The 12257-nt window shown below is 63.8% G+C and carries 9 protein-coding genes and 1 pseudogene; 9 read left to right on the top strand and 1 reads right to left on the bottom strand.

Annotation, left to right across the window (positions count from 1 at the left end):
* The 3 genes and pseudogenes from BM160_RS22690 to BM160_RS18990 all read left to right on the top strand — a co-directional run.
* Window positions 1-290, top strand: a pseudogene (locus tag BM160_RS22690) (IS481 family transposase); the annotation flags it as partial.
* A 160-nt stretch (window positions 291-450) separates the two neighbouring features.
* Window positions 451-3699 (top strand): efflux RND transporter permease subunit, encoded by a 3249-nt coding sequence (locus BM160_RS18995; protein WP_092007741.1) that lies wholly within the window; start codon window positions 451-453, stop codon window positions 3697-3699.
* An 8-nt stretch (window positions 3700-3707) separates the two neighbouring features.
* Window positions 3708-5141 (top strand): efflux transporter outer membrane subunit, encoded by a 1434-nt coding sequence (locus tag BM160_RS18990; protein WP_092007745.1) that lies wholly within the window; start codon window positions 3708-3710, stop codon window positions 5139-5141.
* Between the two features lie 81 nt (window positions 5142-5222).
* Here the strand turns inward: BM160_RS18990 and BM160_RS18985 are convergent, their stop codons facing one another.
* On the bottom strand, window positions 5223-6176 hold the full coding sequence (locus BM160_RS18985) for a LysR family transcriptional regulator (RefSeq protein ID WP_092007740.1): 954 nt from the start codon (window positions 6174-6176) through the stop codon (window positions 5223-5225).
* Between the two features lie 155 nt (window positions 6177-6331).
* Between BM160_RS18985 and BM160_RS18980 the strand changes: the two genes are divergently transcribed.
* Genes BM160_RS18980 through BM160_RS18955 form a run of 6 tightly spaced genes read left to right on the top strand, consistent with a single transcriptional unit; the run spans window position 6332 to window position 12218 of the window.
* On the top strand, window positions 6332-7294 hold the full coding sequence (locus BM160_RS18980; RefSeq protein WP_092007739.1) for a Bug family tripartite tricarboxylate transporter substrate binding protein: 963 nt from the start codon (window positions 6332-6334) through the stop codon (window positions 7292-7294).
* Window positions 7295-7320: 26 nt separating this feature from the next.
* On the top strand, window positions 7321-8301 hold the full coding sequence (locus BM160_RS18975; RefSeq protein WP_092007738.1) for an amidohydrolase family protein: 981 nt from the start codon (window positions 7321-7323) through the stop codon (window positions 8299-8301).
* 40 nt (window positions 8302-8341) lie between these two features.
* Window positions 8342-9364 carry a TRAP transporter substrate-binding protein gene (locus tag BM160_RS18970; RefSeq protein ID WP_177219075.1) on the top strand — a complete coding sequence of 341 codons (1023 nt, stop codon included), beginning with the start codon at window positions 8342-8344 and terminating at the stop codon, window positions 9362-9364.
* Window positions 9365-9384: 20 nt separating this feature from the next.
* Window positions 9385-9888 carry a TRAP transporter small permease gene (locus BM160_RS18965; RefSeq protein ID WP_092007737.1) on the top strand — a complete coding sequence of 168 codons (504 nt, stop codon included), beginning with the start codon at window positions 9385-9387 and terminating at the stop codon, window positions 9886-9888.
* 10 nt (window positions 9889-9898) lie between these two features.
* Window positions 9899-11179: a TRAP transporter large permease subunit gene (locus BM160_RS18960; RefSeq protein ID WP_092007736.1), complete on the top strand. Its 1281-nt coding sequence runs from the start codon at window positions 9899-9901 to the stop codon at window positions 11177-11179.
* Window positions 11180-11195: 16 nt separating this feature from the next.
* Window positions 11196-12218: a 4-hydroxythreonine-4-phosphate dehydrogenase PdxA gene (locus BM160_RS18955; RefSeq protein WP_092007735.1), complete on the top strand. Its 1023-nt coding sequence runs from the start codon at window positions 11196-11198 to the stop codon at window positions 12216-12218.
* Window positions 12219-12257 lie beyond the last annotated feature (39 nt).

Genomic DNA, 12257 nt, shown 5'->3' with positions numbered 1-12257 from the left:
CCCACGATGCGCTGAACCTGCAAACGCCAGCCAAGCGCTACCAGCCCAGCCTGATCAGTTATCCGCAGACTTTGCCGCCCATCGAGTACCCCGATGGCGACACGGTTGCGCTCGTCAAGTGGAACGGCGAGGTGCACTTCAAGGGCAACAAACTGCGGGTATCGAGCGCGCTGCTCAAGCTGCCAATAGCCTTCAGAGCAGACGCCGAAGACGACGGTTGCTACGATGTATTCTTCTGCCATCACCGCTTCATGCGGCTCGATTTGAATGCGCCGGCAGCCGCCGCTTGAGACTCCCAGGTGTTTCCTATCTCCCCGCACACCCGTTTCCCATGTCCCCGGTCCATACAGCGAAGCAAAAGAAAGTGAGTAGCCGCCGGGCTACCCCCGGCCAGCCCCCCTCAGAAGCGCTACAAAAGCCCGAGCTCCCAACAGAAGCAGGCGCAAGAGCATGAATCTTTCCGAACCCTTCGTCCGCCGCCCCGTAGCCACCGTGCTGCTGACCATAGGCCTGGCGCTGGCCGGCTTGGGCGCGCTGTTCGTGCTGCCGGTCTCCCCCCTGCCCCAGGTTGACTTTCCCGTGATCTCGGTGAGTGCCTCGCTGCCAGGCGCCAGCCCCGACACCATGGCCAGCAGCGTGGCCACGCCGCTGGAGCGCCGCCTGGGCGTGATCGCCGGCGTCAACGAAATGACATCGAGCAGCGGCACGGGCTCGACCCGCGTCAACCTGCAGTTTGACCTGAACCGCAAGATTGACTCCGCCGCGCGCGAGGTGCAGGCCGCCATCAATGCCACCCGCGCCGACCTGCCAGCCACCTTGCGCAGCAACCCGACCTACCGCAAGGCCAATCCGGCCTCCGCCCCCGTCATCATCCTGGCGCTGACCTCCAAGACGCGCTCGCCAGGCCAGATTTACGACGAGGTGTCCAACCTGGTGCAGCAAAAAATTGCCCAGGTCCCCGGCGTCGGCGACGTCGAACTGGGCGGCGGTTCGCTGCCCGCCGTGCGCGTCGAGCTGCTGCCGTTTGCGCTCAACAACTACGGCGTCAGCATGGAAGACGTGCGCGCCGCCCTGCAGGCCTCCAATGCCAATCGGCCCAAGGGGGCGATTGAAGGCGACGGCAAGCGCCTGCAGCTTTACTCGGGCGCCAGCACGGCCACGGGCGGGCTCAAGGCCATCGATTACCGCAACCTGATCGTGGCCTGGCGCAATGGCGCGGCGATACGGCTGGGCGACGTGGCCCAGGTGCTTGACGGCGTGGAAAACACCAACACGCTAGGCCTCTTCAATGGCGAGCCGGCCGTCATCGTGCTGATCACGCGCCAGCCGGGCGCCAATGTGATTGAAACCGTCGACGGCGTGCGCGCCCTGCTGCCCGAGCTGCAGGCCCAGCTGCCGCAGGATGTGCACCTGCAAGTGGCCTCGGACAGCACCAACTCCATCCGCACCTCGCTGCACGAGATCGAGCTCACGCTGCTGATCTCCATCGTGCTGGTGGTGCTGGTGGTCAGCGCCTTCTTGCGCAGCGCGCGCGCCACCGTCATTCCGGCGGTAGCCACCGTGGTGTCGCTGCTGGGCACCTTTGGCGTGATGTATTTGCTGGGTTTTTCCCTCAACAACCTGAGCCTGATGGCGCTCACGGTGGCCACCGGTTTTGTGGTCGACGACGCCATCGTGGTGCTGGAAAACACCAGCCGTCACATCGAAGCCGGCATGGACCGCTTCAAGGCGGCGCTGCTGGGCGCGCGCGAAGTCGGCTTCACCGTGCTGTCCATCAGCCTGTCGCTGGTGGCGGTATTCATCCCGCTGCTCTTCATGGGCGGACAAACCGGCCGACTGTTCCGCGAGTTTGCCGTCACCCTGTCGGCTGCGGTGCTGATTTCGCTGGTGATTTCGTTGACCACCACGCCCATGATGTGCGCCTGGCTGCTCAAGCCCGATGCCCACACCAAGCCGCCCGGACGGCTGGCACGCTGGTTTGACGCGGCCTTCAAGCGCGTGCTGCGCGGCTACGAGGTGAGCCTGGACTGGGCGCTAGGCAGCAAGGGGCTGGTGATGGTGATTCTGCTGGGCGTGGTCGCGCTCAATGTCTATCTCTACATCGCAGCGCCCAAGGGCTTTTTTCCGCAGCAAGACACCGGGCAGATCAACGGCGGCCTGCGCGCCGACCGCAGCATTTCCTTTCAGGCCATGCAGGGCAAGCTCAAGGAGCTGGTGGATATCATCCGGCGCGATCCGGCGGTGGACACCGTGGTCGGCTTTACCGGCGGCTCCCGCTCTGGCGGCGGCTTCATGTTCATCAACCTGAAACCGGTGGCGCAGCGCAGCGACTCGGGCCTGGCGGTGATTGCGCGGCTGCGCCCGCAACTGGCCAAGGTCACGGGGGTGAGCCTGTTTCTTAACCCGGTGCAAGACTTGCGCGGCGGCGGCCGGTCGAGCAACTCGACCTACCAGTACACCCTGAAAAGCGACAATTCCGCCGACCTGAGCCTGTGGGCCACGCGCCTGGCCGAGCAGATGAAACGCCAGGATGCGCTGATCGACGTGGACACCGACCAGGAAGAAAACGGCGTCGAGACCATGGTCACGGTGGACAAGGAAAGTGCGGCACGGCTGGGCATCAGCTCCAAGGACGTGGACAACGCCCTCTACAACGGCTTCGGCCAGCGTCAGGTGGCCACCATTTACAGCGACCTGAACCAGTACCACGTGATCATGGAAATAGCGCCGCGCTATATCCGCAGCCCCGAGTCGCTCACAGACATCTACATTCCGGCCAAGGGCGGCAGCGGCACCACGCTGGCCACGGCGGCGCCCACAGCCACCGCGGCGGTGAGCAACCCGGCCCTGCGCGACCCGTCCACCGGCCAGGCGCTGAGCAGCGCAGTGACCACCATGGTGCCGCTGTCGGCGATTGCGCACTTCAGCGAAAACCCCACGGCCGCTTCCGTCAGCCACGACGACGGCGAGCTGTCGACCACCGTGTCCTACAACCTGGCCGATGGCAACACCCTCAGCGACGCCCAGGCGGCCATCAAGGAGGCCGAAGCCGCCATCGGCCTGCCCAACAATGTGCGCGGCAGTTTTGCCGGCACGGCGCTCAGTGCGCAGCAGTCGCAAAACGAGCAGCCCATGCTGATCCTGGCGGCGCTGATCGTGATCTACATCGTGCTGGGCATTCTTTACGAAAGCCTGATCCATCCGCTGACCGTGCTCTCCACCCTGCCTTCGGCCGGCGTGGGCGCCGTGCTGGCGCTGCTGGCGTTCAAGATGGATTTCTCCCTGATCGCGCTGATCGGCATCTTCTTGCTGATAGGCATCGTCAAGAAAAACGCCATTTTGATCATCGACTTTGCGCTCGATGCCGAGCGTGCGCGCGGCATTTCCGCGGTGGAAGCGGTGCGTGAAGCCTGCCTGCTGCGCTTTCGCCCCATCCTCATGACCACGCTGGCGGCCATCCTGGGCGCGCTGCCGCTGGCCATAGGCTTTGGCGAAGGTGCCGAGCTGCGCCGGCCCCTGGGCATCACCATCATTGGCGGGCTGATCGCCAGCCAGTTGCTGACCCTGCTGACCACACCGGTGGTCTATGTGCTGCTCGACAAGCTGCGCCGCCGCAGCCCCTCTGAGCGCCATCTGAGCCGCCACCCCCATGATCTGCCCGATGAGCCGCCCGCGGCCAGCGCGCTGCAACCGCAATGAGGCATGCCATGCACCTGAAAAGAAAATCCCCCGCCACTGGCCACCCGGCGTTGACGGCCATAGTGCTAGCGCTGGCCCTGAGCGGCTGCGCCGTCGGCCCCAACTACCAGCGGCCGGCCACGCCCGATGTCAGCGCCTTCAAGGAGGCCGAGGGTTGGGTTGCTGCGGCGCCCGCCGATGCGCTGGAGCGCGGCCCCTGGTGGACGCTGTTTGGCGACCCGGTGCTGGACCAGCTGGCGGCGCGCGTCGAGGTGTCCAACCAGAACGTGGCCGTCGCCGTGGCCGGCTATGCCCAGGCGCGCGCGCTGGTGCGCAGCCAGCGGGCCGGGCTCTTCCCCACGGTCACGCTCAATGGCGGCGCCACACGCTCCGGCAGCGGCGCCGGCAGCAGCAGCACAGGCACGGGAGCCCGCGTCGGCAACAACTACCAGATCGGCATAGGCGGCAGCTGGGAGCCCGATGTCTGGGGCCGGCTGGGACGCGCGGTGGAGGGCGCCACCGCCGGCGCCCAGGCCAGCGCCGCCGACCTGGCCGCCGCCAGGCTGTCGGCGCAAGGCGAGCTGGCGACCAACTACTTGTCGCTGCGCCAGACCGACGCACAAAAAGTTCTGCTGGAAAGCACCATCGCCGGCTACCAACGCAGCCTGGAGATCACGCAAAACCGCTACAGCGCCGGCATTGCCGCCAAAACCGATGTGCTGCAGGCACAGACCCAGTTGGCCAATGCCCAGGCCGACAACGCCGGCCTGGTGCGTCAGCGGGCCCAGCTCGAACACGCCATCGCGGTGCTGGTGGGCGAGGCACCCGGCAATTTCTCGCTCGCGGTTGCCGACTGGACGCCGCTGGTGCCAGACGTCCCGGTTGGCGTGCCGTCCACACTGCTGCAGCGCCGGCCCGATATTGCCGCCGCCGAACGCCGTGTCGCCGCCGCCAACGAGCAGATCGGCATTGCCAAGAGCGCCTATTTCCCCAACCTGTCCCTCAGTGCCTCCTATGGCTTTGGCGCCAGCCGCGTGGCCGATTTGTTCCAGGCCTCCAGCAGCGTCTGGGGCCTGGGCTTGTCGGCCGCGCAAGTGCTGTTCAATGCCGGGGCCACCGCCGCCAACGTGGAAGGCAGCGAAGCCGCCTACGCACAAACCGTGGCCCGTTACCGGCAAACCGTGCTGGCCGCCTTTCAGGATGTCGAAGACCAGCTGGCCGCCACCCGCGTGCTGCAAACCCAGGAGGAGTTGCGCCGCCAGGCATCGGTGGCGGCCGACCAGGTCGAGCAGCAGGTGCTCAACCGTTATCGCAGCGCCCAGCTCAGTTACACCGAAGTCATCACCGCCCAGGCCACCGCGCTGAGCGCACGCCGCGCCCTGGTGCAAGCCATGGCGGACCGCCAGACCACCGCCGTGGCGCTGATCCAGTCGCTGGGCGGCGGCTGGCAGGTGGGGCCGTAAGCAACTCGAAATTGCTATTATTTAAATAGCGTATTGCGCTCATCCACATTGGGCCAGAGGCCAATTTGGCTTAAAATCCGCCTAAAACACCTGGCCCACCGGAAAGACCGACTCGCGCTGGTGCAGCGCCGCCAGAAAAAACCGCGCCGCCTCGCTCAGCGGCCTGTCCTTGCGGGTGATGGAGCCAAAGGACTCCATCTTGTGCTGGATGTGGCAGGGCAAAATCCTGAGCAGGCCGTGCTGGGCATAGCTGTCGGCAATCGACTGCGGCATGACGCTCACCATGTCGGTCTCGGCAATCAGGTTGGTGGTGGTGAGTATGGACGCGGTTTCTATCAGGCCCTTCGGCGTGGGCACCTGCAGCACCCGAAACTCCTGCTCCAGCACCTCGCGCATGGGGCTGCCGCTGGGCTGCAGGATCCAGCCGTAGCCCAGCAGGCTGGACAGTTTCACCACCTTTTTGTTGGCCAGCGGATGCTGCACGCCCACCACCACGGCCAGGGTCTCGTTTTCCAGTGGCGTGAAGGCGTAGTCGGCCCAATGCTCCTCGCGAATGCGCCCTATCGCCACGTCCAGCACGCCTTCACGCAGCAACTCGAACAGGCGGTCGCTGGTGTCCATGGTGACATCCACCGACAGCAAGGGATAGGCTTTTTTCAGCGCAATGATGGCCTGCGTCAGCAGGGTTGGTGACGGCGCCATGATGCTGCCTATCGAGACCCGGCCCGACGAGCCCAGTTGCAACTCGGCCAGCTCCCGCGACATCGACTCTATGGAACCGCGCATGCCGCGGAAATAACGCAGCACGCTGGTGCCGGCCGGCGTCAGCTTCTGCCCGCGCCCGACCCGCTCGAACAGGCGCTGGCCCAGCGCCGACTCCAGCTCCTGGATCATTTTGGTGGCGGCGGGCTGGGTCATGCCCAGTTCGCAGGAGGCCTTGCGCAAGGTGCCGTGCTCGCCGACGGCCAGGATCAGGGCCACCTGCCGCATGCGCAGGCGATTCAGAAGTTGCGGAAGAAGCGTGCTGTTGGACATCAAAGTGGGCGCGGCTTGGCGGCCGGAATGTAGCGAAGCTGAACCGAGATCAATGATAACTACAAGGCATCAAATAATCATTTATTTTCAATTTACGTTAACAGTTCGCCCCCCTACGATCAGCCCATTCGTTCACAACAACAACTGGAGACAACATGAAACTTTTGCCCGCCCTGCTGGTAGCCGCCTGCGCACTGGCCGTCCAAACCCAAACCATGGCCCAGGACTGGCCGAGCAAGCCGGTGCGCATCCTGGTCGGCTCGGCCCCGGGCGGCGGCACCGATGCCATGGCGCGCGCCGTGGCCGACCGGCTGGGCCCGCTGCTCAAGCAAGCCGTGGTGGTGGAAAACCGCCCCGGCGCATCCAACACCCTGGCCGCCGATGTGACGGCCAAGTCCACCGACGGCCACACCATGATCATGGGGGTCTCCACCGCGCACGCCATTGCGCCGCACCTGCTCAAGCTCGGCTATGACAGCAACAAGGACCTGGTGCCTGTGGTGTTTGTCGGCGCCGTACCGAATGTGCTGGTGGTCAACAACGCCCTGCCGGTTGATTCGGTCCAGTCCCTGATCAAGCTGGCCAAGTCCCAGCCCGGCCAGCTCAACTACGCCACCAGCGGCGCAGGCAGCACCCAGCACATCGCCGCCGAGCTGTTCAAGGACCAGGCCGGCGTCTTCATCACCCACATCCCCTACCGCGGCAGCGGCCCGGCACTGATAGACCTGGTGGGCGGTCAGGTGCAACTGAGTTTTGACACCATGCCCTCGGTGATAGGACAGATCAAGAGTGGCCGCATCAAGCCATTGGCCGTGGCCGCCGCCCAGCGCAACCCACAATTGCCCAATGTGCCGACCATGGCCGAGGCCGGCCTCAAGGGCGTGGAAATGAGCGCCTGGTATGGCATCTACATGCCTTCATCCACACCCAAGGCGGTGCAGGACCGGGTCTACGCAGAAGTCACCAAGGTGCTGGCCATGCCGGAAACGCAAAGCCGCCTGAGCGCCATCGGGGCCGACCTCACGCCCATGACGCAGGCCCAGTTCGCGCAGTTTCACACCGCTGAAAACAAGCGCTACGGCGATCTGATCCGCAAGAAAAACATCAAGCTGGACTGAGCCCCCTTGTGAACGCCAGGCAAGAAATGTCGAGCCCCGATGTGGCGCAAGTGCGCCAAACCTTTCTGACCACCGGTGACGAAGCCTGGCTGCCCATCGTGGACGCACACCATCATTACTGGGACGTACCGCGCAATCCCCACCCCTGGTTAACTGATCTTCCGCGGATTTCCTTTCGCTACGGCGACTACGAAGCCATCTGCAAAGACTTCCTGCCGGCGGACTACGCCACTAATTGCGGCGACCACCTGGTGCTGCGCCATATCGCCATGGAGGGTGAATGGACGTCGCAAGATCCAACCGGCGAGGCCTTGTGGATGCAGCGCCTGGCCGAGACAACGTCGGTGCATCACCAGAGGCCACACGCCTTGGCCGCCCAAATCTGGCTTGACCGGGCCGACGTGGGCGACGTTCTGCAGGCGTACAGCCAGGCGCCACTGGTGGGATTTGTCCGCAGTGTCCGCCACAAGCCGCACTGCACCTCGCGGGAGCAATACCGCGAGTCATGGGCGGAGCCCGGCTCCATGCGCTGCCCGCGCTGGCGAGCCGGTTATGCCCAACTGGCTGGCGCTGGGCTGATGTTTGAATTGCAGGCGCCCTGGTGGCACATGGCGGAAGCGCTTGAGCTGGCGCGCGACTTCCCCGGCACGCAAGTCATCGTCAACCATGCAGGCATGCCAGGCACACGTGATGCGCCAACCCTGTCCGCCTGGCGCCGCGCCATGGCTCAACTCGCACCCTATCCCAATGTGAGCGTCAAGATTTCAGGGCTGGGTGTGAAGGGGCAAGCGTGGACGCTCGCGCAGCAGGCGCCGGTATTGCAAGCACTGCTGGCCGACTTCGGCCCGGCGCGCTGCATGTTTGCCAGCAACCACCCTGTCGACGCCCTTGTCGTCAGCCTGTCAGACCTGTGGAGCGGCTTCAAAGCATTAACCCGCGAGCTGCCGCCCGAACAGCGACTGGCACTTTTCTGCGACAACGCCATGAATCTTTACCAGCTGAGCTGAGCCTTTTCAAAAACAACTAGCCCAATAAACGGAGACAAACATGAAAACCTTGACCAAACGCATCACCCTGAACACCTTGACCGCCGCCATGGTCGGAGCGGCCCTCTTTAGCCTTGGCACACCCGCCATGGCGCAAGAGGTCAAAGCAAAGCTGGGCACCTCCCTGCCGGAATCCCATCCCCAGACCATTGGCGCACGCAAGTTTGCCGAGCTGGCCGACAAGAAAAGCAATGGCCGCATCAAGATCACGGTGTACTCCAGCGCGCAACTGGGCAGCGACCAGCAAATGCAAGCTGCGATGCGCGGCGGAACGCAGGAGTTTTCCGTTCCCTCCACGGCAACGCTCGCCAATCTGGTGAAAGAGTTCGGCGTCATCGGCCTGCCCTTCTCGTTTGCCAGCGAAAAACAGGCTGACGCCGTACTCGATGGTCCTTTCGGACAGAGCTTGATGGCCAGGCTGCCCGAGAAGGGGCTGGTTGGACTGGCGTTCTGGGAAAACGGCTTTCGCAACTTCACCAACAGCAAGCGTCCGATTCAAAAGGCCGAAGACATGTCTGGCCTGAAGGTCCGCACGATGCAGAACAACCTCTACATCGACCTGTTCAACGGCCTGGGCAGCAACGCCGTTCCCATGCCGGTCAATGAGCTGTTCACCGCGCTGGAAACGCGTGCCGTCGATGCCCAGGAAAACCCCTTCACGGTCGTCCACGCGCAAAAGTTTTACGACGTGCAAAAGTACCTGTCGGTGACGGGTCACGCCTATGACGCGCTGGCGCTTGTCGCTTCCAAGAAATTCTGGGATGGCTTGAAGCCCGAGGACCGCACTGCCCTGCAGGCAGCCGCCGTGGAAGCAACGGCATTTGAGCGCCAAACCAGCCGTGAGCTGAACGGCAAGATGCGGGGCGAGTTGGTCAAACTGGGCATGCAGGTCAATGACGTCTCCGATGCCGAGCGCCAGCGCATGCGCGACAAACTCGCACCGGTGATCGCCAAGCATCAGGCGGCAGTCGGTGACGAAACGGCCAAGGAGTTCTTCGCCGCCATCGCCAAAGCGCCCAAGTAAGGCAGAAGGACTTTCACAAAATGATCCCCCGCTTTGCAATTCGTCTGGTTGAGTACCTGCTGGTGCTGCTGCTCGGCGTGATGGTTGTGCTGGTCTTCGGCAACGTCGTGCTGCGCTATGGCTTCAATTCCGGTATTGTTTTTTCGGAAGAGGTCTCGCGTTTTCTGTTCATGTGGGTCACGCTCATAGGCACGCTGGTCGCGATGCACGATGGCGCCCACCTTGGCATGAACAGCGTGATTGCAGCGCTCCCGGTGGCGGGGCAGCGGGCGGCTCGTTTTGCCTCTGATCTCCTGATGCTGGTCTGCTGCGTCCTGCTGGCCGACGGCACCTGGAAGCAGGTCGTGATCGGCATGGACGACATGGCGCCTGTCACAGGCATTCCCATGGGTCTGGTGTTCTCCGCGCTGCTGATCTGCAGCGGCGGGATTGCCCTGATCCTGCTGCACTCGCTGTGGCGCCAGTTGACGGGGCGCATGCCGGCCTCCGAGCTGGTCGCCACCCATGCCGCGAACGTGGAATAGGGAGTGCCACATGACGATTTTTGTCTTTATCGCTTCGCTGCTGGGCGCCATGGCGCTAGGCATGCCGATTGCCTTTGCGCTGCTCGTGTGCGGCGTAGCCTTGATGCTGTTTATGGGCAGCTTCGACACGCAGATCCTGGCCCAAAACCTGCTAGAAGGCGTGAACAACTATCCCCTGATGGCAGTTCCCTTTTTCATGCTCGCAGGCGAATTGATGAACGCCGGTGGCATCTCGACCCGCATCATTGCCATGGCGGAAGCGCTGGTGGGCCATGTCCGCGGCGGCCTGGGCTACGTGGCCATCATTGCCGCCCTGGTCATGGCCAGCATTTCAGGCTCTGCCGTCGCCGACACGGCGGCCTTGGCCGCCGTGCTGATTCCGTTGATGCGCAAGGCCGGCTATGACATCCCCCGCTCATCCGGACTGATTGCGGCCGGCGGCATCATTGCCCCCATCATTCCGCCGTCCATCCCCTTCGTGATTTTTGGGGTGACCGCGCAGATATCGATCACCAAGCTGTTCCTCGCCGGTATTGCGCCCGGCCTCATGATGGGTGTGGCCCTGTGGTTCACCTGGTGGCTGTGCGCTCCAAAATCCACGCCGCCCGTGGAGGCACGCTCCTTTGAGCTGCCCCGGCTGGGTCGGGCTTTGCGCGAGGGTGTCTGGGCGCTGGCCTTGCCAGTCCTCATCATCGGCGGCATGAAGTTTGGCGTCTTCACGCCAACCGAAGCGGCTGTAGTCGCTGCCGTCTATGCCGGTTTGGTGGGCATGTTTGTCTACCGTGAACTCTCCCTCAAGGCGCTCCCTCAATTGATGCTGGCCGCAGTCAAGATGTCCAGCGTGGTGATGTTTCTCGTCGCGGCCGCACTGGTCTCCGCGTGGCTGATCACGGTGGTCAACATTCCGCAAGAGGTCAATGCCATGCTGCGCCCACTGACGGAGCACAAGATCCTGCTGATGTTTGCCATGATGGCCCTGGTGGTGGTGGTCGGCACAGCGCTAGACCTGATGCCCACCGTGATGATTCTGACGCCCGTGCTGATGCCCATCGTCAAAGAGGCAGGCATTGACCCCATCTACTTTGGCGTGCTGTTCATCATGAACAACGCCATCGGCTTGCTGACGCCCCCCGTGGGCACGGTGCTCAATGTCGTGGCCGGCGTGTCCCGCGAGAGCCTGGGCCGCGTCACGCGCGGCGTATGGCCCTTCCTGCTGGCGCAGCTAATCCTGCTCACACTGTTCATCCTGTTCCCCGCACTCGTCATGGTGCCGGCGCGCTGGTTCTATTAAATCTAAGGAGTCAAAAATGAACACATTCAAGCCCGTCGTGGCGCTAACGCTAGGCGATGCTGCCGGTATCGGCCCGGAGCTGATCGCCAGGCTGCTGAGCCAGCCCGGCGTCAATGAAAACGCCAACATCGTCTTGTTGGGTGACCCCTGGCTGTGGGAACAAGGCCAGGCAACGGCCGGCCTCAGCGTAACCACCCAGCCCACCGAGAGTCTGGCTGCGGTCAGAACACGGGCCGAGCAAAGCCAGCCGGCCTTTCTGGCGGTGGATACGATTCGTCCGGATCAGGTCCTCCCCAGCCAGGCGCAAGCCGCTTGCGGTAATGCCGTTCTGAAGGTGCTCAATCTCTGCATGGACGGCGCCCAGCGCGGCGAGGTTGATGCCATTTGTTTTGCCCCGCTCAACAAACAGGCCATGAAACTGGGCGACCTGAAGCACGAAGACGAACTGCACCACTTTGCCGAGTACCTGGGCGTCACCGGCTACTTCTGCGAATTCAACACCCTGGGAGACTTGTGGACGGCCCGGGTGTCGTCCCACATTCCGCTCAAGGACGCGGCCTCCTTCCTCACGCAGGAACGCATCGTCGCCGCAACGCGGTTGATCTACCAGTCACTGCAGGCCAGCGGCAACGCCAACCCCAAGGTGGCAGTGGCGGCCTTCAATCCGCATGGCGGTGACGGCGGCGTCTGCGGGCGCGAAGAGATCGACATCATCGAGCCGGCGGTGCGCGAGTTGCGCGCCAGCGGCCTTCCGGTCGACGGCCCCTTCCCTGCCGACACCATCTTCCTCAAAGCTCAAGATGGCCAGTACCAGGCGATCGTGACCATGTACCACGACCAGGGCCAGATCGCCATCAAGCTGATGGGCTTTAGCAAGGGCGTGACGGTGCAAGGCGGCCTGCCCATCCCCATCACAACACCGGCGCACGGCACCGCCTACGACATTGCCGGCCAGGGCCTGGCCAATGTCAATGCCACCTTGAACGCCTTCCAGATTGCGCAGCGCATGGGCGCCGCTCGTCTGGCTGCGGCTGCTTAAACACCCGGCCGGAGCACCCCCAAGCGTTTTCGGCTTCTC

The sequence above is a fragment of the Polaromonas sp. OV174 genome, assembly GCF_900112285.1.
In the GTDB taxonomy this organism is placed as follows: domain Bacteria; phylum Pseudomonadota; class Gammaproteobacteria; order Burkholderiales; family Burkholderiaceae_C; genus Polaromonas.
The sequence above is the reverse complement of the archived record's forward strand: the minus strand, read 5'-3'. Positions and strand labels throughout refer to the sequence as shown.

Bases quoted from the DNA above. Each gene is read 5' to 3' on its own strand.
- BM160_RS18970 (WP_177219075.1), top strand. From the start codon at position 8,342: ATGAAAACCTTGACCAAACGCATCACCCTGAACACCTTGACCGCCGCC.
- BM160_RS18955 (WP_092007735.1), top strand. From the start codon at position 11,196: ATGAACACATTCAAGCCCGTCGTGGCGCTAACGCTAGGCGATGCTGCC.
- BM160_RS18985 (WP_092007740.1), bottom strand. From the start codon at position 6,176: ATGTCCAACAGCACGCTTCTTCCGCAACTTCTGAATCGCCTGCGCATG.
- BM160_RS18995 (WP_092007741.1), top strand. From the start codon at position 451: ATGAATCTTTCCGAACCCTTCGTCCGCCGCCCCGTAGCCACCGTGCTG.
- BM160_RS18965 (WP_092007737.1), top strand. From the start codon at position 9,385: ATGATCCCCCGCTTTGCAATTCGTCTGGTTGAGTACCTGCTGGTGCTG.
- BM160_RS18990 (WP_092007745.1), top strand. From the start codon at position 3,708: ATGCACCTGAAAAGAAAATCCCCCGCCACTGGCCACCCGGCGTTGACG.
- BM160_RS18975 (WP_092007738.1), top strand. From the start codon at position 7,321: ATGTCGAGCCCCGATGTGGCGCAAGTGCGCCAAACCTTTCTGACCACC.
- BM160_RS18980 (WP_092007739.1), top strand. From the start codon at position 6,332: ATGAAACTTTTGCCCGCCCTGCTGGTAGCCGCCTGCGCACTGGCCGTC.
- BM160_RS18960 (WP_092007736.1), top strand. From the start codon at position 9,899: ATGACGATTTTTGTCTTTATCGCTTCGCTGCTGGGCGCCATGGCGCTA.